The organism is Serratia fonticola (assembly GCF_001006005.1).
GTDB classification, from domain to species: Bacteria; Pseudomonadota; Gammaproteobacteria; order Enterobacterales; family Enterobacteriaceae; genus Chania; species Chania fonticola.
The window spans coordinates 5,957,648-5,984,202 of sequence record NZ_CP011254.1; the positions used below are offsets into that span (position 1 = coordinate 5,957,648).

At 55.7% G+C, this 26,555-nt stretch carries 20 protein-coding genes; 11 read left to right on the top strand and 9 right to left on the bottom strand.

All coding sequences use genetic code 11. The features are described 5' to 3' along the window. Positions 1-113: 113 nt before the first annotated feature. The 5 genes from WN53_RS26975 to fes all read right to left on the bottom strand — a co-directional run bounded on the left by WN53_RS26975 (position 114) and on the right by fes (position 7,774). Positions 114-1,535, bottom strand: a complete 1,422-nt coding sequence (locus tag WN53_RS26975; protein ID WP_024485226.1) for an FKBP-type peptidyl-prolyl cis-trans isomerase N-terminal domain-containing protein — start codon at positions 1,533-1,535, stop codon at positions 114-116. Further along, positions 1,532-1,963 (bottom strand): hypothetical protein, encoded by a 432-nt coding sequence (locus WN53_RS26505; protein WP_024485227.1) that lies wholly within the window; start codon positions 1,961-1,963, stop codon positions 1,532-1,534. The genes WN53_RS26975 and WN53_RS26505 overlap by 4 nt, the downstream gene beginning before the upstream one ends. A gap of 252 nt (positions 1,964-2,215) precedes the next feature. Further along, positions 2,216-6,163 carry an enterobactin synthase subunit F gene (locus WN53_RS26510; protein ID WP_024485228.1) on the bottom strand — a complete coding sequence of 1,316 codons (3,948 nt, stop codon included), beginning with the start codon at positions 6,161-6,163 and terminating at the stop codon, positions 2,216-2,218. Between the two features lie 41 nt (positions 6,164-6,204). Then, positions 6,205-6,411 carry an MbtH family protein gene (locus tag WN53_RS26515; RefSeq protein ID WP_024485229.1) on the bottom strand — a complete coding sequence of 69 codons (207 nt, stop codon included), beginning with the start codon at positions 6,409-6,411 and terminating at the stop codon, positions 6,205-6,207. Positions 6,412-6,421: 10 nt separating this feature from the next. Continuing rightward, complete coding sequence (gene fes / locus WN53_RS26520; RefSeq protein WP_071784975.1) at positions 6,422-7,774, bottom strand: enterochelin esterase; 1,353 nt, start codon at positions 7,772-7,774, stop codon at positions 6,422-6,424. Positions 7,775-8,081: 307 nt separating this feature from the next. Here fes and WN53_RS26525 point away from each other — a divergent pair, with 307 nt between their 5' ends. The 3 genes from WN53_RS26525 to WN53_RS26535 all read left to right on the top strand — a co-directional run bounded on the left by WN53_RS26525 (position 8,082) and on the right by WN53_RS26535 (position 11,609). Continuing rightward, positions 8,082-10,364, top strand: coding sequence for a TonB-dependent siderophore receptor (locus tag WN53_RS26525; RefSeq protein ID WP_046808394.1), 2,283 nt, complete (start codon positions 8,082-8,084; stop codon positions 10,362-10,364). Positions 10,365-10,559: 195 nt separating this feature from the next. Beyond that, on the top strand, positions 10,560-11,108 hold the full coding sequence (locus WN53_RS26530) for a nucleotidyltransferase family protein (RefSeq protein ID WP_037412578.1): 549 nt from the start codon (positions 10,560-10,562) through the stop codon (positions 11,106-11,108). Between the two features lie 51 nt (positions 11,109-11,159). Then, positions 11,160-11,609, top strand: coding sequence for a FlxA-like family protein (locus WN53_RS26535; protein WP_024485232.1), 450 nt, complete (start codon positions 11,160-11,162; stop codon positions 11,607-11,609). A gap of 37 nt (positions 11,610-11,646) precedes the next feature. On the opposite strand, the gene WN53_RS26540 is transcribed toward WN53_RS26535, so the two are convergent. The 3 genes from WN53_RS26540 to zipA all read right to left on the bottom strand — a co-directional run bounded on the left by WN53_RS26540 (position 11,647) and on the right by zipA (position 14,917). After that, positions 11,647-11,862: a DUF3820 family protein gene (locus WN53_RS26540; protein ID WP_021178683.1), complete on the bottom strand. Its 216-nt coding sequence runs from the start codon at positions 11,860-11,862 to the stop codon at positions 11,647-11,649. Beyond that, on the bottom strand, positions 11,862-13,883 hold the full coding sequence (ligA, locus tag WN53_RS26545; protein ID WP_024485233.1) for an NAD-dependent DNA ligase LigA: 2,022 nt from the start codon (positions 13,881-13,883) through the stop codon (positions 11,862-11,864). Before ligA ends, WN53_RS26540 begins: the two co-directional genes overlap by 1 nt. 77 nt (positions 13,884-13,960) lie before the next feature. Continuing rightward, on the bottom strand, positions 13,961-14,917 hold the full coding sequence (zipA, locus tag WN53_RS26550) for a cell division protein ZipA (RefSeq protein WP_024485234.1): 957 nt from the start codon (positions 14,915-14,917) through the stop codon (positions 13,961-13,963). Between the two features lie 222 nt (positions 14,918-15,139). Between zipA and cysZ the strand changes: the two genes are divergently transcribed. The 5 genes from cysZ to crr all read left to right on the top strand — a co-directional run bounded on the left by cysZ (position 15,140) and on the right by crr (position 20,035). Continuing rightward, a complete protein-coding gene (gene cysZ, locus WN53_RS26555) occupies positions 15,140-15,901 on the top strand; it encodes a sulfate transporter CysZ (protein WP_024485235.1) in 762 nt (253 codons plus the stop codon). Positions 15,902-16,073: 172 nt separating this feature from the next. Further along, positions 16,074-17,042: a cysteine synthase A gene (cysK, locus tag WN53_RS26560; protein WP_046808395.1), complete on the top strand. Its 969-nt coding sequence runs from the start codon at positions 16,074-16,076 to the stop codon at positions 17,040-17,042. A 402-nt stretch (positions 17,043-17,444) separates the two neighbouring features. Then, entirely contained in the window at positions 17,445-17,702 is a 258-nt protein-coding gene (gene ptsH / locus WN53_RS26565) for a phosphocarrier protein Hpr (RefSeq protein ID WP_024484477.1), read from the top strand. Positions 17,703-17,748: 46 nt separating this feature from the next. After that, on the top strand, positions 17,749-19,476 hold the full coding sequence (gene ptsI, locus WN53_RS26570) for a phosphoenolpyruvate-protein phosphotransferase PtsI (RefSeq protein ID WP_024484478.1): 1,728 nt from the start codon (positions 17,749-17,751) through the stop codon (positions 19,474-19,476). Positions 19,477-19,525: 49 nt separating this feature from the next. Then, positions 19,526-20,035 carry a PTS glucose transporter subunit IIA gene (gene crr, locus WN53_RS26575; protein ID WP_021807057.1) on the top strand — a complete coding sequence of 170 codons (510 nt, stop codon included), beginning with the start codon at positions 19,526-19,528 and terminating at the stop codon, positions 20,033-20,035. Between the two features lie 65 nt (positions 20,036-20,100). Here crr and pgtP read toward each other — a convergent pair whose 3' ends face one another. Next, positions 20,101-21,483, bottom strand: a complete 1,383-nt coding sequence (gene pgtP / locus WN53_RS26580; RefSeq protein ID WP_024484479.1) for a phosphoglycerate transporter PgtP — start codon at positions 21,481-21,483, stop codon at positions 20,101-20,103. A gap of 458 nt (positions 21,484-21,941) precedes the next feature. Between pgtP and WN53_RS26585 the strand changes: the two genes are divergently transcribed. The 3 genes from WN53_RS26585 to pgtA are packed head-to-tail and all read left to right on the top strand — an operon-like array spanning position 21,942 to position 26,415. Then, positions 21,942-23,177 (top strand): ABC transporter substrate-binding protein, encoded by a 1,236-nt coding sequence (locus WN53_RS26585; RefSeq protein ID WP_024484480.1) that lies wholly within the window; start codon positions 21,942-21,944, stop codon positions 23,175-23,177. Continuing rightward, positions 23,174-25,177 carry a two-component system sensor histidine kinase PgtB gene (pgtB, locus tag WN53_RS26590; protein ID WP_024484481.1) on the top strand — a complete coding sequence of 668 codons (2,004 nt, stop codon included), beginning with the start codon at positions 23,174-23,176 and terminating at the stop codon, positions 25,175-25,177. The genes WN53_RS26585 and pgtB overlap by 4 nt, the downstream gene beginning before the upstream one ends. Beyond that, positions 25,171-26,415: a two-component system response regulator PgtA gene (gene pgtA / locus WN53_RS26595; protein ID WP_024484482.1), complete on the top strand. Its 1,245-nt coding sequence runs from the start codon at positions 25,171-25,173 to the stop codon at positions 26,413-26,415. The genes pgtB and pgtA overlap by 7 nt, the downstream gene beginning before the upstream one ends. Positions 26,416-26,555 lie beyond the last annotated feature (140 nt).

A 26,555-nucleotide genomic window follows, 5' to 3' on the forward strand; every position in this document is an offset into this window, starting at 1 on the left:
ATAGCCGATGGCTCTACTGAGACTTCATCACCGTGAGCGCGCCAGCCGTCTAACTAACTATGGCCGTGCAAGGTTGAAAAACCTTTACGCAGGCGGCCACCGTCGAACTCCATTTACTTGGCCGGCGCGACATCCAATACCGTTACGTTATAGACCATGGTCGATCCCGGCAGGATATCAGGGGGCAGACCTTTATCGCCGTAAGCCAAGCTTGGCGGTACGACCATCGTGATACTGCCGTGATTTTGCAGCTTCGAGATCGCCGTTCTGAATATCGGTGGATAGCTGCTCAGTAACTGGGTGACCGAGGTGCCTGCCGCCTGCATATCCTTGATGACTTTACCGTTGATCAGGCTCTCTTTTACCGCCACGCTGACCATGTTGTTTGCGCCAAGAGCCCCCTTTCCGGTCTTATCGATCCGGTAAAAGTAGCCTAAAGCCTCTTTTTTCACCTGTTTTTGCTTGGCAAACTGCTCGATGTAACTTGCGCCTGCCTTTTCGGTGTCCAACTTTTGCTGCTGTGCATTACGTTGCACCAACTTTTCGCTGGCATCCAAGGCCTTGTCGATCTGCTCCGGTTGCAGCTTGAGCTTGCCCGCGAAGGTATCTTGCACCCCCGCCAGCGCCAGACGGCTGTCCACTTCAACCCCCTGAGCCGCACGCTGTTTGAGCAAGGCCAGCATGTCTTCTGCCAGGGAACTGCCGATGGCATAATCACGGATCTCAAGCTCTGACTTCGGCTCTATGACTTCTCGTGGCTGCGTAGCCAACTGTTGCTGCAGCCGGCTGTTTTCCGCCTGTTGCTGTTCGTTGGCTACTTTCAGCATTGTCAGTTGGTTGTGCAGGCTTTCATCCAGCGCAAGCTGCAAGATGGGTTTAGCTTCAGCTTTCGCCGATAACTCGGCCAACGCCTTTTTCGCTTGCTCGGCCTGTTGACGGCTGTCGTTCAACTCTGCCTGCAACGCCTTGTTTTCCTCGCTATTATCGGTGTGTGCTTTGGCCAGGGCAGCCAACTGCTTCTGCAACGCCGAGCTCTGTTGGCGGCTTTGGTCCAGCGCTTGCTGTAGCCTACCGTTTTCATTGGAGTTCTCACCTTTAGCCGTCGCCGCGGCCACCATATCCTGCTGCATCTGATCCGTCGCCTGCAAATTCTCCTGCAGGGTCTTTTTCAACTGGCTAACCTCGGCGCGAGCATCCGCATCCTGCTGTGCTGCCTGACGCAGTTGCTGCAACTCTTGGTCCCGTTGGGCAAGGGCAGCATTTAACTGTTTGATTTGCGCTTGCAGGGAAGATGACTCGCGGGTCTTGGTATTGGTGGAAGGTTTACTCACTTTCCTTTCTGCGGGAGGGCTGATCTCATTCAGTTGTGAAGGGCTCAACAGCAACAGCGCCGGAGCCTCACTCTCTTGGCTAGTGATCGCTTCCAAGGCATGGATGGTGCTGGCCCTGTCATCCTTGAGTTGCTCTGCACCCAATGCGCAGCCCACCGGCAACGTCAGGCTCAAGGCCAAACCATACTTTAACCCCAACTTCATTTCACGCTCTCCATTTTGCGGATCAGTCCGTTAAGCAAGTCTTGCCCGATCTGAGTACACAGCTGATTGGTTTTATATTTATACAGTGCGTCTACCGTATTTTTGGTCAATGCGTTCACATCACCACGTACCCCGCTGTAAAACGAGGCGTTGGCCAGCAGACTGTCAAAATTGGCTTTCCTGACTGCATAGGTCCGAGGACTAACGGTTTGCAACGCGGCAAGATCGCTCTGACACCTGCTTATAGGCGTCGGTTCTTGCGGGGATGGCGGAGTCTCAACGACAACAGGCGTAGGTTCCGCAGTTGGTGTGACAGATGAGGTGACCGGGCGTTCATTCGCGCAGCCAGCCATCAGCAGGACATTGCTGATGATCAGACAGGCAAGCAGTGGCTGCCGGTATCCACGGGTTTTCTGTAGCTGTTTCAAATTTTATTCCTTCCTGACTGGATAATGTCCGTCACCGCTGCCCGTGCGCACGCGGATCGCCTCCATTGGCGGGCAATATGGCTATTGCCCGGTTGGGATGATAAGACAGGTCATACTTGGTGGCAACAGCAACAGGGCAAGTGCCGCGTTAGATCTCCTGCCACCTATCGCAGACACTCCGCCAGGAAATGTTTTTTCAGCGAGAACGGCTCACTGTCGTTTTTAACCTGCAGTTTGCACATGGCATGACGGCTACAGTGCCCGCAACACCCGGTTTAACAAGGGTCCCAACACCTTGAACGAAGCCGGTGAAACGATATCCACATGCGCACAATCCAGCTCAAACACCTGCAACGCATCGACATATTCCGCCCAGGTCTGCTGCACATCCATGCCTGCTTGCAAGGTGCGCTTGGCCACAAACAGCGTCGCTTGCCCTTGGAAATGCGCCGTATGGGTGTGTGACAACAGCCTGACCGAATCCGCGTAGTTGGCTTCGATATTGTCAAACATCGCGACACGCGCCTCGCCCAGCGCCGGATCGAGCGTATCTTCTGATACCGCCAGGAACTGCTCACGCTCGCGCTGCACCTCTTTGAGTACGTTGTCGTCCAGCATCACGTCCCAGTTCTGGGTTTCCGGCGGATAGGTATCCAGCAAGCCAAGGAAAGCCACCTCCTCCCCACGCGCCTGCAAACGCGCTGCGATACCTTGCGCCAACGTTCCCCCCAGGGAATAACCGATAAAGTGATACGGGCCGTGTGGCTGTACCTGTAATACCGTGGCCAGATGCGCATCGCAGACTTGATCCATATCCTCACCCAACGCCAATGGGCCATCCGGGCGTGGAGACTGAATGCCCACCAGCGACCAATGCTGATCGATATAACGCGGCAGAACGCTGAATTGCCAGGAGAAACCGGAAGCCGGGTGCAGACAGAACAGCGTTGGGCCTTCGGTAACGCGCAGCGGCAACACGCTGTCGAAACCGCATTGGTCGGCCTCTTCCTGCGTGCGTTCTTCCGCCAATAGCTGAGCCAGTTGCTCCACTTTCGAAGCGACCATCACCTGGCCGACCGATACCGCTTTACCCAGATCGCGCCGCAACTCGGCGGCCAGGCGCATCGCCAGCAATGAATGCCCGCCCAGGGCAAAGAAATCATCATCGGCAAATACCTGCTCGCGCTGGAGCAAACGGGCAAAGACTGCGGCAATCTCGCTTTCCAACCCGGGTTCCGGCTCGCGTCCGGCCTTTCCAGCACCGGTTTGCGGTTGTGGTAAGGCTTTGCGATCGAGCTTGCCGTTGGCGCTGAGAGGCAACTCGGCCATTTCAACCAGGGCGATCGGCACCATATGCGGTGGCAAGCGATCGGCTAGCGCAGCACGTAGGGCTTCGCTATCCAGATGTACGCCAGGTTGCGGGACCAGATAGCCAACCAGTTGCCGGGCATCGCCGCCCATTGCATCAACGACCGTGCCCTCCAATACCAAGGCATGAGCCACCGCCTGACGTACGCCCGGCAGTGACAGCAGGGCGTGGTCGATCTCACTGAGTTCTATCCGCTGACCGCGAATTTTCAGCTGATCGTCGCTGCGCCCCAGATATTCTACCGCGCCGTCTGGCAGCCAGCGGGCGACGTCACCGGTGCGATACATCCGGCCACCGTTGCCCTGCGGATCGGCGACGAAGCGGCTGGCGGTCAGATCCGGCCTGGCCAGATAACCATGAGCCAGTTGCACGCCGGTCAGATATAGATCGCCTGCTACACCCGGTGGCACTGGGCGTAAGCGCGCGTCGAGAATACGTAAACCGGTATTCCACACCGGCAATCCGATGGGGACGTTAGCTCCGGTAACCGCTGCAAGGGCGTCACCAAAGGCCGGATGCCAGGTCACGTCCACCGCCGCCTCGGTAGGGCCGTAGAGGTTATGCAACGGCACCTGAGTGCGGCTCTGCCACAGGCGGCACAGCTCTGCCGGTAATGCTTCACCGCTACAGAACACCTGACGCAGTGGCTGGCAATGGGCGATGGCAGTTGCGCTGTCCAAAGCACCGACAAAGGCCGCCAGCATCGAAGGAACAAAGTGCATGGTAGTGACGTTATGCCGATCGATTAGCGTTTGCAGTTGTTGAGGATCGCGGTGAGCCTCCGGCGGTGCCATCACTAACTGCGCGCCCACCATCAGTGGCCAGAAGAATTCCCACACCGAGACGTCAAAGCTGCACGGAGTTTTTTGCAGCACCACATCGTCTGCCGCCAGCGGGTACTGATGCTGCATCCACAGTAAACGGTTAACGATGGCCTGATGCCCAACCAGCACGCCCTTCGGCCGCCCGGTTGAGCCGGATGTGAAGATGATATAGGCCGGATGATGCGGCGTCGGGCCTTGGATCGCGCTCGGTGCAGCAGCGGAGGCTACCAGTGGCGCATCGTATAACAGCACTTCCCCCTGCCCCACAAAACGCGCCTGTTGGGAGGCATCGGTGATAATCAGGCGTGGGGCCGCGTCTTCCAGCATCATGCTGAGGCGCTCATCTGGATAGCCGGTATCCAGTGGCAAATAGGCCGCTCCCGCTTCCACTATTGCCATTAACGCCAGCGACAGGAAGACCGAGCGCGGCAATGCCACCGCCACGATGTCGCCCGGTTGCACACCCTGAGCCACCAAATGTTGGGCCAGGGCGATCACCTGTTCGCGAGTTTCGCGGTAGTTGAACCGGTAGTGTTCATCGGCCAGCGCCGGGGCATTCGGAGTTTTATTCGCCTGTTCGGCCAACAGACCACTGAGGGTCTGGGCTGCCATCGGATAAGCGGTGTCGTTCACCTTGGCCAGCAAGGCGTGATCTTTTTCACTCAGCAAATCGGCTTCGCTTACCGGCAATGTCGGTTGGCTCGCAAACTGCCGCAGCAACAGTGGCAAGCGCTTTAAGTGCTCCGTCAGTTCGGCCAACTGATAACGCTCGGCATTGGCCAACAGCTCAATCTTCAGCGTGCCAGCCTCGTCGATAAACAAGGCGATTTCCAAATCACGCACCGGGCCAGAAGCCAGATCGTGGGTGATCCCTTTGATACCGGCAAAATCGAGCTGGTAATCGAACATCTTGAAGTTGAAGACGGTGCCATACAGCGGCTGGCTGTCGCCAATACGCCCCAAATCGCGCTGTACCTGTTCGGCATCATAGCGCTGATGGCGGCGGGCAAATTTCAGTTCACGGCTGATTTGCGCGGCGATATCGGCCAGCGTTGCCTGCGGCGCGACGTGCATTTCCACCGGCAGTACGTTAATCACCGGCCCAGTGGCACAAAGCGCAGCCGAACCCATGCGGCGCATAAAAATAAACCCGGCGCTGTAGTGGGTTTGCCCTGTCAGACGAGCCACCCACACGGCCACCAGCGCCATCACCATATCGGCTGCGCTGAGCTGCTGTTGTTGGCCCAGGCTGACCAGTGGCGCAAGATCCTGCGCGGCACAGAACTGCGCCAAGCGGTGAATACGCGTCGAGGGTGCTTGCCCGGCTAACGGTTGTGGGCAGAGGGTGGCTGGCGTGGGCAACTGCCGTGCCTTGTTCAACCAAAAATCGGCATCACGCTGATAACCTGGAGATTGCTGGTATTGCTGATATTCCGCCACCACATCGCTAAAAGGCGTGAACGGCGTCGGTTCCGGCTGCTCGTGCTGATATAGGCGGGTATAAATATTGGCGATACGGCGAGCGATGGCGGTAAAGCTGAAACCATCGACCACCAGATGATGGTAACGCTGATACCAGAACCAGCGATCGTCGGGCAAACGCATCAGGATATGGCGATACAGCGGTTTGCCGCTGCTCACTCGCAATTCGGCACCAAGGTCGATCTGCATCAGTGCGTGGGCCGCCGCCTCTGCATCCGCCGAGTCGCTTAAATCAATCCATTCCGGCGCAGCCAACGGCATCGTGGCGTCGTAATACTGCATCGGCACACCGTCACGCTCAACGAAACGCAGCCTTAAGGTATCCACTTCAGCCAGGCCCAGTGAGATCGCCTGTAGCAGGTGGTCTTTATCCAGCGGGCCGTTCAGTTCGATATAATGGGCGACCGCATAGGCATTGCCGTACGGTGAAATTTGATCGGCAACCCAAATACCGGGCTGCGCGGCCACCAATGGCAATTCAACGGTCACCTGTTGCCCGGTGGGTAAAATAGAGGTTTCTGACACGACGTTCGCTCCTGTTGTCGGTTCTTGCTGCTGCGTCTCCATCACGCCTTACGCAGTGATGCGGGCCGCATATCCTGCCAATTCTGTTCTAGCCAGTGCACACAGTGCTCCCGGGAAGCCGGGCCAAAAACGCTGATCCAACCGGCTGGGATGGTGCTGAAATCCGGCCACAGGCTGTAAAGCAGTTCTTCATTACGCAGGACGTAGCAAATTTGCTGCTCGTCATCGAACGGGTTTAAGGTTTCCATTACTTGCTCCTTAAGCATGAAAAGGGTTGGCGGATGGCTTCAATTCGGCACGGCAGTTGGCCAGCTCCGACCAATGCGCCTGCAGACCATCGAGTAAACCACCACGCCAGCACAACGCATCGTGCCCGCCCTCCACCAGCCGATATTGCACCTGATGCCCGGTTTCACTTAACAGGGCCGCCATACGGTCATTCACCCGGTGGACCAGCTTTTCATGCGCCCCGGCCTCTAAAAACACCTTCAGCTTGCCGCACGCACCCAACTGCCCGTCTTCTACTTGGCGGATCAACCAGCAGGCATCCTCGGGCACGGTGGGCAATTGCAACATATCGCGGCGGGGCCACCAGAACGAGCCGGACTGGCTGATGGTGGCACCAAAATATTCCGGCCAGCGCAGGCCAGCATAGAGCGACCCCAAGCCACCAAAGCTTTGCCCAGCTACCACGGTGTTGGCAGCCTCACGGCTGTGCGGTGCCCAGTCGGCCAATTGCGGTAATAACTCTTCCTGTAGGGCCAACCAAAACTCATCGTTGCAGGTCAGTTCCCGTGCGCGGTGTTGCTGGTCGATCACGTCGATCAGCAGATAGACCGCCTCCGGCAGTTGGCCAGTACGCGTCAGTTGCATCAGCGGATCCCAGACCGGCATCTGATTGGCCCAGAATTGGCCGTCCAGCAAAATAGCCAATGGCCGCGCCGCCGGGTTACTTTCACCGGTGGAGTAGATCCAGACGTGGCGGGAGGTTCCCAGTCGCTGGCTATGCCAGGTATGCCGTTGCAGTTTGGCAGGAGGTGCAGGCGTACAGCGGCCGCTGGTCACGGCATAGTTGTCAAAGTCCCGCCAGGCTGGTTGTTGGGGAGCCTGTGGCATATGCAGGCCGGAAAGCGTGTGCCCCCCGACTCCAGGCCAGGCGCGGTAAGGATTAAGCAGATCGTGAGTTGCGCGGGCAAACACCTGATGCCACCAGTGGCGAATAGAAAGCATGTTGGCGTGGGAATTGTCCCCCTGCGGTTCGAAGGGACGATCCTCCATGCAGGGGATAAAACAGTAGCTGCCGCGCCAGTCGCCTTGCAGCTCGGTTTGCCAATACCAGACGTCCGAGCCAGCAAGCCGTTGCAGGCTCTGCGGGGGCGATGCTTGATGATGATCGGTAAGGCAATTGATATGGATCCAGACACGTTGATAAGCCGAGGTCAGTTCACCGCCCTGAGGGTCGCGCCACAAGAACGTCACCTTCCATCGCCCATTATCCTGCGGTTCCACCAAGGGGGTGCCACGCCGGGCGATATCCAGCCACCAACCGTGGCTCCCTGCATGCTTGCTCGCCAATAACGTACTGCTTGCTGGTTGTTGTTCAGTTTTCAAAACGCCCACTCATTGTGTTGTTGGCAAGGCACGCCGTGCGACTCACCGGTTCCCAAATGCCAAACGGCACAAGGAATACTATTGATAATTATTTGCATTTGCAATAGTGTATACAAGCTCGAAATAGAGCGGGCATTCTTCAACAGGGATGGATGCCGAATTATTGAGCGGGATCTTGCTGCCAGTCAGCCTGGCCTCTGGGTTTCGTTACTATTTTCGACTACACAATAAAACTACAACAAACCGTTCCGTTACCGGTTGTCACACAGCGCCGCATCAGGAAGGGTTGTTAGGTAGGAACCTCAAAATGAATCGGAAGTTATCTCGTTATTCTTTAGCCACACTCATCGGGTTAGGATTGGGCACGTCTGCATTTTCCGTTACGGTCAATGCCGAGCAAACGGCCCCCCCCTCAGACAGCGCCGCGCTGGCTGAGAAAAGCAAAAAAGAATCCGCCTCTGAAGATGTCATCGTCGTCACCGCCGCCAAACAAAACCTTCAAGCGCCCGGCGTTTCCACCATCACTGCCGAAGAAATCAAAAGACGCCCTCCCGCTCGTGATATCAATGAGCTGATCCGTACCATGCCGGGGGTCAACCTGACCGGTAACTCCACCAGCGGCCAGCGGGGCAACAACCGCCAGATCGATATCCGCGGTATGGGGCCAGAAAATACCCTGATCCTGATCGATGGCAAGCCAGCCAGCAGCCGTAACTCGGTACGCCAGGGCTGGCGCGGTGAGCGTGATACCCGTGGCGACACCGCCTGGGTGCCACCAGATATGATCGAACGTATCGAAGTGCTGCGTGGCCCAGCGGCTGCCCGCTATGGTAACGGTGCAGCAGGTGGCGTAGTCAATATCATCACCAAGAAAACCACCCAAGATCTTCATGGCTCGCTAAACGGTTATTTCAACGTACCGCAGCATAAGGATGAAGGCGCCACCAAGCGTACCGATTTCAGCCTTTCCGGCCCGTTGAGCGATCAGTTGAGCTTCCGTCTGTTCGGTGGCTACAGCAAAACGCAGGCCGACGCCTGGGATATCAACCAGGGGCATCAGTCCGAACGTACCGGCACCTATGCCAATACTCTGCCTGCCGGTCGTGAAGGAGTGATCGACAAAAATATCGATGCCTTGCTGAGCTGGGAATTCGCCCACCTGCAGACCTTGGATTTCCAGTACGCCTATGGCCGCCAGGGTAACCTGTACGCCGGGGATACCCAGAACACCAACACCAATGCGCTGGTACAGAGCAACTACGGTAAAGAAACCAACCGTATGTATCGTGAAACCTATGCGGTCAATTATCGTGGCGCATGGGATAGCGGCGTCAGCACCAACAACTATGTCCAGTTTGAGCGCACGCGCAATACCCGCTTAGCCGAAGGGCTGGCCGGGGGCACTGAAGGGATCTTCGCCAACGATAGCTACAATACTACCCGTTTGGATGATTTCACGGCGCACAGCGAAGTCAGTATCCCGTTCGATATGTGGGTACCACAAACCGCCACGCTGGGTACCGAGTGGAACCAACAGAAGATGAAAGATCCGTCTTCAACCACTCAGTCGATGACCGAAGGCGGCCTGATCCCTGGCATCGATGCCACCAACCGCAGCCCGTATTCTTCGGCCAAAATCTTCTCGCTGTTTGCCGAGAATAACGCCGAACTGACAGACTCCACCATGCTGACACCGGGCCTGCGCTTCGATCACCATTCCGAAGCCGGTGATAACTGGAGCCCGTCGCTTAACCTGTCACAGGAGTTAGGCGATCTGTTTACCCTGAAAATGGGTATCGCACGTGCTTACAAAGCACCGACCTTGTTCCAGAGCAACGGCAACTATGTGCTTTACAGCCGTGGACAAGGCTGTGCTGCCAGCGGCGGGGCCTGCTACCTGATCGGTAACGACGACCTGAAAGCGGAGAACAGCATCAACAAAGAGATCGGTCTGGAATTCCACCATGACGATTGGTTGGCTGGCATCACCTACTTCCGTAACGATTACCGCAACAAGATCGAAGCCGGGTATGCTCCGACGGGCACCACCACCAACGGAAAAACTGATATCTACCGTTGGGAAAACGTGCCGAAAGCGGTAGTCCAGGGTCTGGAAGGCACATTGAACGTGCCGGTTAGCGAAACGGTAGCCTGGAACAACAACGCCACCTACATGATTGAGAACGAGAATAAGACTACCGGTGATTACCTGTCGATTATTCCTGAGTTCACCATCAACTCTACCCTAAGTTGGCAAGCCACGCAGGATCTGTCGCTGCAAGGCACCATGACCTGGTACGGCCGTCAGAAGCCGAAAAAGTACAACTACAAGGGGGAGCCAGTGACGGGCACCGAAAAACGTGAGGTAAGCCCTTATACGGTATTTGGCTTGAGCAGCACCTATGCGGTGACCAAGAACGTTAGCATCACCGGGGGGATCGACAACCTGTTCGACAAACGTCAGTTCCGCGCAGGTAACGCGCAAACGACCGGTAACGCCGTCACCAATTCCTATATGTACGGTGCGGGTGCAGCAACCTATAACGAACCGGGCCGGACTTACTTTATGAGCCTGAACACCCAGTTCTGATCATGGCTTTGACCTGACCTCAACCGGCTTGATCTCGGGCGCAGCATGCAGCGCCCCTACAATTGGGGCAGGTGGGTTTATCAGCAATCTCAGCGCGGCGCTTATGCCGCGCTTTTTTTTGCCATTTTCGCCATCACGCCGCCGCCCGTTTCGGGTTACAGTAGCGGAAACAAATGAGCATTGATGGCACTATTGATGACACCTCAGCAACAAATTATTGATTGGTTACGCCAAGATAGCGAACGTATGCAGGCCTTATGCACCGCCCGGCGGCTCGGGCTGAACGATTGGTGCCTGGGTGCGGGCTTCGTGCGTAATCTGGTGTGGGACCGGCTGCATGGTTTTACGGCCAGCACACCGCTCAACGATATCGATGTGATCCATTTCGACTCGCGCCATAGCGATGCCGAGCGCGACCAGATGCTGGAGTCGCGCCTGTTGGAGTGGTCGGCACAACCCTGGTCGGTAAAGAATCAGGCGCGTATGCACCTGCGTAGTCACCGCGCGCCCTATCGCGACAGCGAAGACGCCATCAGCTATTGGACGGAGATCGAAACCGCCGTGGGTGCCAGATTGCAAGCCGATGGCAGCATCCAGCTCGTCGCCCCTTTTGGCCTACAGGCGCTGTTCAACCACAGCATCACCTTCAACCCCAAGAGCAACAACCTGGCCGCTTTCGAACAGCGCGTGGTGGAGAAACAGTGGCTCGAACTCTGGCCACAGCTAAAGCTGACGCCAAGGTAAAGTTTTGCCGCGATTTGCCGATACCTCTGACAAGCTACCTGGGAGGATCGCATGTCGACCAACATTACCATGATTGTGCCCATCAAGAACCCGATTGCCGGAGTCCGTGAGGTGTTCACCGCCACCGGTAAAGGCGGGGCTGCACTGATGTCGGCACCGGTTAACAATGCCCCTGAAGGGGGGAAGGCCAAGAAAACCGAGACTGATACACCCGTGGCGCCAAAAGATAGCAGCGCGGCCTCGCGTATTTCAGCGCTATTTAAGCAGATCCAGAATCTGCAGCAAAAACTCGTTGAGCTGCAAAACTCGGATGGCGATGCCAAACAGATCGAGCAGCAAAAACAGCTGATCATGAGCCAGATCCAAATGCTCCAGGCTGAGATCGCGCGCATTCAGAAACAAGAAATGGAAAAACAGCAGGAAGAGCAGATGGCCAAGGCCATGAGCGGTGATGGCGTCAACCGCCCGACCGCCGCCAACGCCGTGGACGTTTATATCTAGACGATGAAGGGCGCAACATGGCGTTACGCCCATCGACTCAGCTTTTCTTCAGGGGCTTGATCAGGTGATCCAGCCCTTCAATTTTAATCGCCAACGTCATTTCCATCAGCATTCCCAGCCTGCCGTTGGGGAATTCGCCCTTACGGGCGAACCACAGCAGATACTCTTCCGGCAGGTCGATCAGCACCCTGCCCTGGTATTTGCCAAAGGGCATCACGGTGTTGGCGATTTCGATCAGGTTCTCTTTTTCCATCAGGCCCCCAGCAGGCGGATCATCTCCGCCTCGTCGATCACCTCGATCCCCAGTTCCTGTGCCTTGACCAGCTTGGAGCCAGCGGCTTCACCGGCGATCACCAGATCGGTTTTCTTGGATACGCTGCCGCTGACCTTGGCCCCCAGCGCGGTCAGCCGATCTTTGGCTTCATCGCGGGAAAGTTGGCTAAGAGAACCGGTCAGTACCACGGTTTTACCGGCAAACGGGCTGTCGATCTCTTCGGCGACCACGACGATCGGAGCAGGCCAGTTAATGCCGATTTCCGGGCTGATCAGCTCGGCGATCACCTGTTGGTTATGTGCTTCAGCAAAGAAGTTCACCACGTGGCTGGCTACCACTTCGCCCACGTCCGGCACCTGTTTTAACGCGTCCAGATCGGCCTCTCGCAGCTTCTCCAACGAGCCAAAATGCGCCGCCAGTCCGGCTGCCGTGGCCTCTCCTACCTCACGAATACCCAACGCATACAGGAAGCGCGCAAAGGTGGTCTGTTTGGCGGTGGTCAAAGCATTGACCAGATTCTGTGCCGATTTTGGCCCCATGCGATCCAGCCCGGTAAGAATACCGGCGGATAGACGGAACAGGTCAGCTGGCGTTTTGACATATTCTTTATCGACCAGTTGTTCGATGATTTTATCGCCCATGCCGTCAACGTCCATCGCCCGGCGGGAAACGAAGTGCTTCAGCGCCTCTTTACGCTGGGCACCGCAGATCAGCCCGCCGGTACAGCGCGCAATGGCTTCGCCTTCCACCCGCTCCACATCGGAACCACAAACCGGGCAATGCAGTGGGAATACCACTTCACGCGCGTCCTGCGGGCGGCGATCTTCGATCACCCCGACCACTTTGGGGATCACATCCCCGGCACGGCGCACGATCACCGTGTCGCCTATGCGCAGGCCAAGGCGTTCGATTTCATCGGCATTATGCAGCGTGGCATTACTGACGATCACCCCGGCCACCAATACTGGCTCAAGACGTGCGACCGGCGTAATCGCACCGGTACGCCCGACCTGGAACTCCACTTCCCGCACCACGGTGATCTGCTCTTGTGCCGGGAATTTGAACGCCGTAGCCCAACGCGGTGCGCGAGCAACAAAGCCCAGAGATTCTTGCAGATCGATATCGTCGATCTTCACCACCACGCCGTCGATATCAAAGCCAAGATTGATGCGGTCCTGCTCGACCTGGCGGTAAAACGCCAGCACCTCATCGCTACCGGTGCAGAGCTTAACGCGATCGCTCACCGGCAAGCCCCAGGCTTTGAACTGCATCAGGCGTTGCCAATGGCTGCGTGGCAATTCGCCCCCTTCCAGCAGGCCAACACCGTAGCAGAAGAAGGTCAGCGGGCGCTTGGCCGTGATACGCGGATCAAGCTGACGCAGCGAGCCCGCCGCCGCGTTACGCGGGTTGGCGAAGATTTTGCCGTCTTTGCGGCGCGCCTCTTCGTTCATCTGCTCAAAGCCGGCATGCGGCATAAAGACTTCGCCACGCACTTCCACCCGGCGCGGAATATTTTCACCGGTCAGGCGCAGCGGGATGGCACGGATAGTGCGCACATTAGAGGTGATATTTTCCCCGGTGGTGCCATCACCACGCGTGGAGGCTCGCACCAGCTCGCCATCTTCATACAGCAGGCTGACGGCCAGCCCGTCTAGCTTCAGCTCACAGCAGAAGGTCAGCGGCTCGCTGCTTTTCAGGCGATCCTGCACGCGCTTGTAAAACGCCAGATAGCTCTCTTCATCAAAGACGTTGTCCAACGACAGCATCGGCACTTCATGGCGCACCTGATCAAACGCCGCCAAGGGAGCGGCCCCGACGCGCTGCGTCGGTGAATCGGCGGTGATCAGTTCAGGATGGGCCTCTTCCAGCTCACGCAGCTCACGCATCAGGCGATCGTATTCCGCATCCGGGATCTCCGGCGCATCGAGTACGTGATACTGATATTCGTGATGGCGCAATGAGGTGCGTAGTTGATTGATTGTTTCGTTAATCGATGCCATGGCTCACCATCAAAGATAAAAAACCCCCGGCTGGCGGGGGTTCTGGATTACGGATTATGCAGTGCACTGGCAACCGGTCAGGCGTTGTTTTCCAACACTTCGCGGATGCGTGCTTTGTAGGTTTCCAGCTTTTGCGGGGTCATCATGCGGCGCTCATCGTCAAGCACCACGCCACCCACATCGTCGGCAATACGTTGTGCCGATTGCAGCATCAGCTTGAAGTTCTGATTGGCGTCGCCGTAAGACGGCACCATCATAAACATCGATACGCCCGGCGTGGAGAAATCGGACATCATTTCCGGATCGAATGACCCAGGCTTGACCATATTGGCCAGGCTGAACAGCACGGGGCCACTGCCTGCCGGGCTGATATGGCGATGGAAGATACCCATTTCACCAAATTGGAAGCCCGCCTGCAGTACGCTCTGCAGCAACACTTCACCCCCGATCACACCGCCTTGATGGGCTGCCACGTGCAGCACCAATACGGTTTCCTGCAGTTTTGCCGGTTTCAACGGTTCCGGCGCTGGCTGCGGTTCACGCATAGGCTCTGCATGATGGAAGGCAGACTCTGGCGCAGGAGCGGTAGCCGGAGGCATATCGTCAGCGCGCGGCTCACGACGCACAACAGGTTGCTGCGGCTCTTCGTCCTCGTCCTGGGCATAGTTATCCAGCAGGATGTCATCGTAATCCGGACGCTGGGAGAGCGGCGCGGGCTGGGCTGGCCGAGGCGCAGGTTGAGCTGCTGGAGCTGGCCTTGGTGCAATCACCGGCTCTTCGCGTCCGACATCGATATGGCCCATTGATGGCTCATCCTCAACTTCTGCGCGAGTGGCACGGATACGTACCTCTCCCACGCTTTCAGCAGGATCATCAAGTGGAGTAGGTTCACGCTCATTTTTCGAGCGTTTGGCTGGGCGATCGCGAAAAAGGGACGAGCGTTCCTTACGGCTGGTCCAAAGACCATGTAATAACAACGCTATTATGGCGATCGCGCCAACAACGATTAATATCAGACGCAAATCCTGCATCATTGCTATCTCTGTTGTTCCAAGACATTGCCACCGCGGCAAACATTCACTCTTTAACTCTATTTGCCCACAGGCACAAGTGCAAGTCCGTGCTGAACTTTATGCCAATAAAGATGATTATTCGGCATTTTTTTGCTGTTTTTTCAGCCAATGTGGCTCTAGCCAGTGGAAAATCAACCCTATATGATAGCTTAGCCTGTTTAGCCAAAGAGAAAATCTTAAGATATGTCCTATGTGCCTCCCCCTGTTGGGTCCACCAACGGCTTCCATTATTTTGCCCAAGGATGGCGCCTGATTTCGCGCCCGGGTATTAAACGCTACGTCGTCCTGCCGTTGCTGGTCAACGTGCTGCTGATGAGCTCTGCCTTCTGGTGGCTGTTCAGCCAACTGGGCGACTGGATCCCGAGCATGATGAGCCATGTGCCAAGCTGGCTACAGTGGCTAAGTTATTTACTCTGGCCGATGGCGGTCATTTCCGTGCTGTTGGTGTTCAGTTACCTGTTCAGCACCATCACCAACCTGATCGCCGCCCCGTTTTGCGGGCTGCTGGCGGAACAGCTCGAAGGTAGCCTGACCGGCAAACCGTTGCCGGATACCGGTATGCTCGGCGTGGTCAAAGATCTGCCGCGCATCATGTCCCGTGAATGGCGCAAGCTGATGTATTACCTGCCACGCGCGCTGGGCCTGCTGTTACTCTATTTTATACCGGGCATTGGCCAAACGTTGGCACCGGTGCTGTGGTTCCTGTTCAGCGCCTGGATGCTGGCCATTCAATACTGCGATTATCCGTTTGATAACCACAAGGTCAGCTTCGCCGAGATGCGCCAGGCGTTGCGCCAGCACAAAACCGATAATCTGCAGTTTGGCGCGTTGGTGAGCCTGTTCACCATGATCCCCATCCTCAATCTGGTGATCCTGCCGGTGGCAGTCTGCGGTGCCACGGCGATGTGGGTCGACCGTTATCGTACACAATTCGTTCGTCATTAATGGAGCAGGTAAGATTGTTTCTTGCACAAGGGCGCTTCGCGCGCCCTTGTTATTGTGATTAAAACTTATTCTCTAATAACATATCGATATACCAATTCTTTACTTCCCTGCCGAGACCGTTAGCGTATGCTTTCGATGTTCCCTACATTTCATAGAGTTATAAGGACGGGCCATGAGCAAGATTTACCAAGACAACTCATTAACAATCGGCCATACGCCGCTGGTTCGTCTGAACCGTATCGGCAACGGACGCATTCTCGCCAAGGTTGAATCTCGCAACCCGAGCTTCAGCGTCAAATGCCGCATCGGTGCCAATATGATTTGGGATGCCGAAAAACGTGGCATTCTGAGCGCAGGCAAAGAACTGGTGGAGCCAACCAGCGGCAACACCGGTATCGCCCTGGCGTTTGTCGCCGCGGCGCGGGGTTACAAGCTCACGCTGACCATGCCGGAAACCATGAGCATCGAACGCCGTAAACTGCTCAAGGCGCTGGGTGCCAATCTGGTGCTGACCGAAGGTGCCAAAGGCATGAAAGGGGCGATCGCCAAGGCCGAAGAGATTGTGGCCACCGATCCGAACCGCTACATCCTGCTGCAACAGTTCAGCAACCCGGCCAACCCGGAAATTCACGAACAAACCACCGGCCCGGAAATCTGGGAAGACACCGATGGCGAAGTCGATGTCTTTATCGCGGGCGTCGGCACTGGCGGTACACTGACCGGCGTCAGCCGCTTTATCAAGAACACCAAGGGCAAGGCTATCACCACAGTGGCGGTTGAACCAACCGACTCACCGGTCATCAGCCAGGCATTGGCAGGCCAGGAAATCAAACCCGGCCCGCACAAAATCCAGGGCATCGGTGCCGGTTTCATTCCTGGCAACCTTGATCTGAACCTGGTTGACCGCGTCGAGCAGATCACCAACGACGAAGCCATCAGCATGGCACGCCGCCTGATGGAAGAAGAAGGCATCCTGGCCGGGATTTCTTCCGGTGCCGCCGTGGCGGCCGCCGTCAAACTTTCCGAAGAAGCCGACTTTACCGACAAGACAATTGTGGTTATTCTGCCTTCTTCAGGTGAGCGCTACTTGAGCACCGCTTTGTTTGCCGATCTGTTCACCGAACAGGAACTGCAGCAATAGCGCAAACAGTGCACAAATAGCTAAAAAAGCACCTATTCAGGTGCTTTTTTTGTGGACTGGATCAAAGTTTACACCACTCAACGATTGATTTTCGCCGCTGGCTTTAGTATTTAACCGGTCAATTATTTCGATGCGCAAAATTAATCGCCTTCCTGCCAATGTTTGAGCTGAATCGATTTACTCATTTGTTGCTCCAGCGAAAAACACGGCATAATGGGGAGCTGATTGAAACTACGCCAGATGCTCGGATTTTTTGATCTGAAATGCTTAAAGCGTCGTTTTATGTTGCATCAACGCTCGCCCCTGTACCATAGTCAGGCGCTAACCAGACAAGCTAAAATCACGCCGTTAGGCTAAACTTTAGCTCCACAACCTTAAATCCGATAAGTTGGGGAAACATCAATGTTCCAGCAAGAAGTGACTATCACCGCTCCGAATGGTCTGCACACTCGCCCTGCCGCTCAGTTCGTAAAAGAAGCCAAAGGCTTCACGTCTGACATCACCGTGACTTCCAACGGCAAGAGCGCTAGCGCCAAAAGCCTGTTTAAGCTGCAAACTCTGGGCCTGACCCAAGGAACAGTAGTCACCATCGAAGCCGTTGGTGAAGACGAGCAGAAAGCCGTTGAGCACTTGGTAAAACTGATGGCAGAGCTTGAGTAATCGGCCCGTCTTTTTAGTTAACACCAGTCAAGAGTAAGGTAGGGTTATGATTTCAGGCATTTTAGTATCACCGGGTATCGCTTTTGGTAAGGCTCTCTTGCTGAAGGAAGATGAAATTGTCATCAACCGGAAAAAAATCTCTGCAGACCATGTAGAGCAGGAAATCTCACGTTTTCTGGCAGGCCGCGCCAAAGCGTCTGAACAGCTGGAAGTAATCAAAACCAAGGCAGGCGAGACCTTCGGCGAAGAAAAAGAAGCGATCTTCGAAGGCCACATCATGCTGTTGGAAGACGAAGAGCTTGAGCAGGAAATCATAGCCCTCATCAAAGACGATCTGGCGTCTGCCGATGCGGCAGCCTACACCGTGATCGAAGGCCAGGCGAAAGCGCTGGAAGAATTAGACGACGAATACCTGAAAGAGCGCGCGGCGGACGTGCGTGATATCGGTAAGCGTCTGCTGCAAAACATCCTGGGCCTGGCGATTGTCGATCTGACCGCCATTCAGGATGAGGTGATACTGGTCGCGAAGGACCTGACACCGTCAGAAACCGCACAGTTGAACCTGGACAAAGTGCTGGGCTTCATCACCGATCTGGGTGGCCGTACTTCCCACACATCGATCATGGCTCGCTCCCTGGAACTGCCCGCTATCGTTGGCACCAGCGACGTGACCACCCAGGTAAAAAACGGCGATTACCTGATCCTGGATGCGGTTAACAACAAGATTTACGTCAACCCGACGACCGAGGTGATTGAACAGCTGAAAGCGGTTCATACCCAATACGTCACCGAGAAAAACGATCTGGCCAAGCTGAAAGACCTGCCGGCGATCACGCTGGATGGGCATCAGGTTGAAGTCTGTGCCAACATCGGTACCGTGCGTGACGTCGCCGGTGCAGAGCGCAATGGCGCCGAAGGTGTCGGCCTGTATCGTACCGAATTCCTGTTCATGGACCGCGACTCACTGCCAACCGAAGACGAGCAGTTCTCGGCTTACAAGGCCGTTGCGGAAGCCATGGGCTCACAGGCAGTCATCGTCCGTACCATGGACATCGGCGGCGATAAAGACCTGCCGTACATGAACCTGCCAAAAGAAGAGAACCCGTTCCTGGGCTGGCGCGCGATCCGTATCGCGATGGACCGCCGGGAAATCCTGCACGCTCAGCTGCGCGCCATCCTGCGTGCTTCTGCTTTCGGTAAACTGCGCATCATGTTCCCGATGATCATCTCGGTGGAAGAAGTGCGCGATCTGAAGGGCGAGCTGGAAACGCTGAAAGCGCAGCTGCGTGAAGAAGGCAAAGCCTTTGACGAGAGCATTGAAGTGGGCGTAATGGTGGAAACACCGGCCGCGGCAGTGATTGCTCGCCACCTGGCGAAAGAAGTCGACTTCTTTAGTATTGGGACAAACGATTTAACCCAGTATACTCTGGCAGTAGATCGCGGCAACGAGCTGATTTCTCATCTCTATAACCCGATGTCCCCATCAGTGCTTGGCCTGATCAAACAGGTTATTGATGCATCTCACGCAGAAGGCAAGTGGACCGGTATGTGCGGCGAGCTGGCTGGCGATGAGCGTGCTACACTGTTGCTTTTGGGCATGGGGCTGGATGAGTTCAGCATGAGTGCGATTGCAATCCCGCGCATCAAGAAAATTATTCGTAATACCAATTTCGAAGATGTGAAGGCATTGGCAGCGCAGGCCTTGGAACAACCAACGGCACAGGATTTGATGAACTGCGTCAATAAGTTCATCGAAGAAAAAACGCTCTGCTAAAATTCCACGACACTGGAACGCCGCCCAATTTAATGCTTAGGAGAAGATCATGGGTTTGTTCGATAAACTGAAGTCTCTGGTTTCTGATGACAAGAAAGACATGGGCACTATCGAGATCGTCGCTCCACTTTCTGGCGAAATCGTCAATATCGAAGATGTACCGGACGTCGTATTCGCCGAGAAGATCGTTGGCGACGGCATTGCTATCAAACCTGCTGGCAACAAAATGGTTGCTCCGGTTGACGGCACTATCGGTAAAATTTTCGAAACCAACCATGCGTTCTCTATCGAATCTGATAGCGGCATTGAGCTGTTCGTGCACTTTGGTATCGACACCGTTGAGCTGAAAGGCGAAGGCTTCAAACGCATCGCGGAAGAAGGCCAGCGCGTCAAGAAAGGCGATGTGATTATCGAGTTCAATCTGGCCCTGCTGGAAGAGAAAGCCAAGTCTACCCTGACTCCGGTGGTTATCTCCAACATGGACGAGATCAAAGAGCTGATCAAACTGTCCGGCAGCGTCACCGTTGGCGAGACCCCGATCATCCGCATCAAGAAGTAATCGCGGTTCGATCGTAAAAATGGCGCCTTTATCGGCGCCATTTTTTTATCCAGAATGTCTAAGCTCTACTGCGCTACCAGCGGCTCCGCTTGTAGCTCCTGTTGCTGTCTTTCACGCTCCAAGGCCAATACGCCACGATGTGACAGATAGCAGAACAAGATGCAGCACACCACGCCGCCCATCAGCAGATAAAAGCCGCCATGCCATCCCATGTTATCGACCATCACGCCAAACAGGCTGGTGCCCAGCGTGGCCCCAAAGATATAGCTCATAAAGCCACGCAGGCCAACGGCAGAGCCGACAGCAAAGCTGGGAACGATCTCCATCGTCTGTACCGAAGCCAGGAACTGTGGCACATAGATCAGGCAACCGACGATCGCGGCAAAGATGGTGACCATTAACAGCGAGTCACTCTTCCAGTAACCAATCAGGCAGATGAAAATCATCACCATGCAGATCATCGCCAGCGGCATACGGCGTCCCTTGAACAGCTTATCCGACAGCCACCCAGCCAACAGTGTGGACGGGATCGCCGCCCATTCGAAGAACAGAAACGCGATGCTCATCTGCTCTTTGGAGAAATGCTTTTCGGTCAGCAGGTAGATAGGCAGCCAGCTGATCATGCCAAAGCGCACCATGTAGACAAATACGTCTACCAGCGACACGTACCAGGCATTTTTATTACGCAGAACATAGGTACAGAAGATCTGGAAGGCGCTCATATTTTCCGGTGCCTGCTCCTGCACACCGGTTGTCATCCTGACGGTTTCTTCCGGCATCATTTGTTCCAAGGCAGGCAGACCTTCACTGCGCGGGGAGCCTTTACCCAGCCACAGGACCACCAGCGCAAACAGCACCGCCACGCCCGCAGGGACGATATAGCTGGCGCTCTGCCAGTGTTCACTGCCCAACACCGCAAAGGCCACGCCGACGATGGGGGCCACCACCCCGCCGCCGATATTGTGGGATATATTCCAAAATGCGCCAACGCGGCCGCGCTCACGACGTGGGAACCAGTTGGCGATGGTAATGAACGAAGGGCCTACGCCCATCCCCTGGAACAGGCCGTTAAACACCACCAATGCGGCAAAGATCCAGAAGGCGGTGCTGAACCCCAAACCGACGTTGACGATGGCACACAGCACCAGGCCACAGGCCATAAACACTTTGGGATTGGCCTTATCGGCCAGGCTGCTCATCACCCCTTTGCTAATGCCGTAGGCAATCAGCATGCAACTGCTCAACATGCCGATCTGCGTCGCACTCAGATCCAGATGCTCTTTCAGGTAGGGCGTCGAAAGGGTGAAGTTGTTACGCACGATGTAATAGGCCAGGTAGCCCAAAAAGACGCTCAGTAACGCTTGCATGCGATAACGCTGGTAGGTTGCCTGCACCTGTTCTGGCGGAACACGCTTCGCCGCCGCGCTAGGTTTTAATAATGAAAACATGTTATTCCCCTGTGAGGTTTATCTGTACTGGCTCGATGCGCCTGCTATTTATTAATAACGCTCGCAGCGGATGGTGTAATTAATTCATTAATAAGACAAGCCCCGTAATATGTGTCAAAATTGACTCAAACCCAGAACAAATAAGCCCAATTTTGACCCATCAATTAACATTACCGTTATTAACCAAAAACCAGTTCGCTCACCTCCACGCGCTAGAGTGCCACAGCACTGCGGCTGCACACAAAGCCAGCCCACAAGTGGTGATGTTTTTGAAGGTGTTAACAGTATTGATAGTCTATCAATGGTAATATTCTGACTTCATCAACGTTATAACCCCGGCTAAATCCTATTGGTTGACGAAAAATATTTTTGTCCCAAATGTTTTGCGGGTTATTTTTATCGTTATTGCGATTTTATGAATAAGATCACAAACGATGAGGTCGAGGGAGAGTTTTATTATGCGTGCAACGCTCATTTTTACGGCAATGGCCTGCTGGCTGTTATCCAGTGTCGCCGGGGCTAAAAGAAATGAACTGGTGATGGCCACCACCTTTTCACCAGAGGCAACCGCCTATCTCATCAGCCGTTGGCAAGGCCAGCCGCAGTCGGTGGTCATCCGCACGCTGAACCGCACCAGCGCCTCCCTGGAACAACTGCTCGACAGCACCGGCAGTGACAACGTCGATCTGGTGCTGACCTCCTCCCCCATGCTGCTCCAGCACCTGCAACAGCATCAGCGCCTGGCAAACTATGAGGGTGCTCCGGAACAATCACAGCGGCTGGTGCCTGAACCTATCCGCAATACCGCCGTGTCGGTAGCCATTTCGGGTTTTGGCCTGCTGATCAACCGCACCAATCTGGCAGAGAAACGGCTGCCGCTGCCAGACGATTGGGACGATCTGACCGATGCCCGCTACCAGGGGGCCCTGCTGATGAGCAGCCCTTCCCGCTCGGATACCAGCCACCTGATGGTGGAGTCGCTGTTGCAACAGCGGGGGTGGCAATCTGGCTGGCAAACAATGCTATCGGCGGCCGGTAACCTGATCACCATCTCTTCGCGCAGCTTTGGCGTGGCGGATAAAGTCAAAAGTGGCCTGGGGTCCGTCGGGCCGATTATCGATAACTACGCCAATCTGCTGCTCGACGATCCGCATCTGGCCTTCCATTATTTCCCTCAGGCTGCGGCCTCCCCCACCTATATTGCCGTGACGAGCAATAGCCATTATCCCGCCGAGGCCCGGCGCTTTATTCAGTTCCTACTCAGCCCGCAGGGGCAGCGGGTCCTGGCCGATACCAGCACGGGAAAATACCCGGTGGTTCCGCTGCCGGCAGACAGCCCACGTTTTGCGCAGCAGCAAAAGCTGTTACAGCGGCCGCCGCTGAATTACTCGCTGATCCTGCAACGTCAGCGCCTGGTACAAAAGTTGTTTGATACGGCCATCAGCTTCCGCCTGTCTCAGCTCAAGGACGCCTGGAAAGCGTTGTATGGTGCTGAAAGCCGCCTCAAACGGCCCTTGCCGGAGATCCGTGCTTTGTTGACCGCCATTCCCGTCACCCAGGCCCAAAGCGAAGATCCGCAGTACCTTAAACAGTTTGCTGCACGTAGCGAGAGCGAACAGCAGGTCATGGAATGGCAACTGTTCTTTCAGCAACAGCAGAGAAAGGCCATCAAGGCGCTGGAAGAGTTAAAATGAGCCGTTTATTGCCGCGCTTCTTCAAACGCCTGACCATCAGCACCTGCCTGCGGGGTGCCTTTCTTACCGGCGCGCTGCTGACGCTTACCGTCAGCGGGGTCAGCCTGTACTCCTGGCATGAGCAAAGCTCGCAGGTCCGCTATGCGCTGGATGATTACTTTCCGCGTATCCAATCTTCGTTCGTGATCGAAAGTAATCTGAACACGCTGGTCGATCAGCTCAATGAGTTTTTGCAGGCCGCCAATACCAATGCCCGCCTGCAGTTAAGAAATCAGATCGTCGGTCATTTGGAGCAAATCGAGCAGGCCAGCATGCAGTTGGATAACCCTGAACGTCAGCAAATTCAGGCGACGCTGGCAGAAAGCCGCCAACTGTTGGGCCGATTAGACAACGCGCTCTACAACATGTTTATCGCCGGGGAAAAGGTCAATGAGATCGCCGCGCGCATCAGTTGGCTACATGATGATTTCACCACCGAGCTGAATTCGCTGGTGCAGGATTTCAGTTGGCAACAGGGGGCATTGCTCGATCAGATGGAGACAGGCTCTGGCCAGGTACTCCCCCGCTTGCAAGCCAGTCTGCGCGAGGTGCAAAGTGAGCAGCAGCAAGTCTATGCACTGGCACGCATTGAGAACCAGATCGTCGATGCTTTACGCGATCGCCTCAACGAGCTGCAATCTGGCAGTGAAGAACCTACTTCGGTTGCCGAGCATGTACGTTACCTCGCCTATCTGCAAAAAACGGCCAACGAAAGTATGCAGGGGTTGCAGGCTCATCCCAGCACCATCACGCTACGTCAAACCATAGACGAACTGCTGGAGACCGGCATCGCCGAAAACAGCATGCCCGCGGCGATGAAAAACTATCATCAGGCACAACGGGCACTTACGTTGGCTACTCAGGCCAAGGAGGCCACGCTTGCCCGCTTTCGCACGCAGTTGGAATCGCAACTGAGTAACAGCCACCAGCAGATGCAGACCTTTAACCATCGCCTGGAGCAGATCATCCGCGTCAGCGGCAGGCTAATTGTGATCGCCACACTGCTGGCGATGTTATTGGTTTATTTGCTCAATCACTATTTTATCCGTTCCCGCCTGGTCAAGCGTTTTACCCAGCTCAACCAGGTGGTGGTACGTATCGGCCTTGGGGAAACCAACGCAGCGATCCCGGTTTACGGTGGCGATGAACTGGGCCGCATCGCCCGCCTGTTGCGGCGTACCCTAGGCCAGTTGAACCAGCAAAAATCCCGGCTGGAGCAGGAGATCGCCGAGCGTAAGGGCATTGAGCAGCATTTGCGTGCTACACAGGATGAGCTGGTTCAGGCCGCCAAACTGGCCGTGGTTGGGCAGACCATGACCACCCTGGCTCATGAGATCAACCAACCGCTGAACGCCCTGTCGATGTACCTGTTTACCGCTCGCCATGCGGTTGAGAAACAACAGCCCGAGGCGGCCACGCTGGCCCTGACCAAGGCCGATGGTCTGATTGGCCGCATGGATGCCATCATCCGTATGCTGCGGCAATTTACCCGGCGAACAGAACAGGATAGCCCCTCTCAGCCCGTTGATTTGCGCCAGTCATTACTTGCCGCCTGGGAGTTGCTGGCCCTTCGCCACCAACCGTTGCAGGGGGAACTGCGGCTACCGGAAGGTGCGCCAAACGTGTTAGGTGACGAGGTGCGCATTCAGCAGGTGTTGGTCAATCTGATGAGCAACGCGCTGGATGCTTGCCAGGAGCGGCCTCTATTGCAGATCAGCTGGCAACGCCAAGCGTCAGGTTGGCAGATCATGCTGTGGGATAATGGGCCTGGCTGGCCGCTGGCGCGGGCTGAGTCGTTACTCAAACCTTTCACCACCAGCAAATCGGTAGGCTTGGGGATTGGCCTGTCCATCTCGCTTTCGCTGATGCAGCAAATGGGCGGTAGCCTGCATCTGGCCTCTACGCTGACGCAAAACGCCTGCGTCGTTTTACAGTTTCAACCGGTGGATCAACCATGCTAAGCCAACAAGCGCAAATTCTGTTAATCGACGACGATGCCGACGTCCTTGATGCCTATACCATGCTGCTTAACCAGGCAGGCTATCAGGTCCAGGCCTGTAATAACCCGCTTAAGGCACAGGAAATGCTCGGGGAGGAGTGGCCAGGGATCGTTATCAGCGATGTCTGTATGCCTGGCTGTTCCGGGATTGAGCTGATGGCGCTACTGCTCGCTCACGATGCCTGTTTGCCGGTGTTGTTGATCACTGGCCACGGCGATGTGCCGATGGCGGTTGAAGCAGTGAAAAAAGGGGCCAGGGACTTCCTGCAAAAACCGGTCAACCCGGCCCAGCTACTCGAACAGGTCGCTACCGCGCTGACCCAGAGACGTTCTTACATTGCCCGTCGTCGTTGGCAGCAAGAACAACTGCAGAGCAATCTGATTGGCCGTAGTGAGTGGGTAAAGCAGCTACGGGTGCGTTTGCAGCAGGTAGCCGAAACCGATTTGGCGGTTTACCTGCAAGGGGAGTTAGGGGTCGGCAGGACTTTGGCTGCCCGCTATTTACACCGCATGAGCCATCGCAGCGAACAGCCGTTGATCGTGGGTGAATTAACCCCAGGGGGTGAGGCACCGTTAGAACAATGGATTGAGCAGGTAAGCGGCGGGACACTGATTTTACGCCACCTCGAACACTTGTCTATCACCCAGCAGGCACGGTTGATCCAGCTCCAGGGGCAAGACCCGCTGCCCTTCCGGCTGATCGGCATTGGGACTTCACCGTTGGTAGAACTGGCCGCCGGGCATACCCTACTGCCCGATTTCTATTACTGCTTTGCCATGACCCAAATCGCCTGCCTGCCGCTTTCTCTGCGCCCCGACGATATAGAGCCGTTATTCCGCCACTACCTGGAGCAAGCCTGCCTGCGCCTTAACCATCCATTGCCGGATCTGCCAGCCGAGCTGATCAAACGTTTGGTAAAAAGGGTATGGCCAAATAACGTGCGCGAACTGGCCAATGCCGCAGAGCTGTTTGCCGTCGGGGTGATGCCACTGGCAGAGACCGCCAACCCGCTGTTGCACGGATCCGATCCCGCGCCGCTGGATCAGCGTATCGAAGACTATGAGCGCCAGATCATTACCGAGGCATTGAACCTGCATCAGGGGCGGATTAATGAGGTGTCCGAGTATTTACAGATCCCGCGTAAGAAGCTCTACCTGCGGATGAAAAAGTACGATCTGGATAAGCAGCATTACCGTTAACATCAAACCGCCTCAGGTTGCTGTCAAATCAACACCTAGCTCACTCCGTAGGGGCGCTGCATGCTGCGCCCCTACGGAGTGAGCTAGGAGCGAATTTGTCAGTAGTCTCACGTCTACGATGCGAAAACTAACCAGTACAG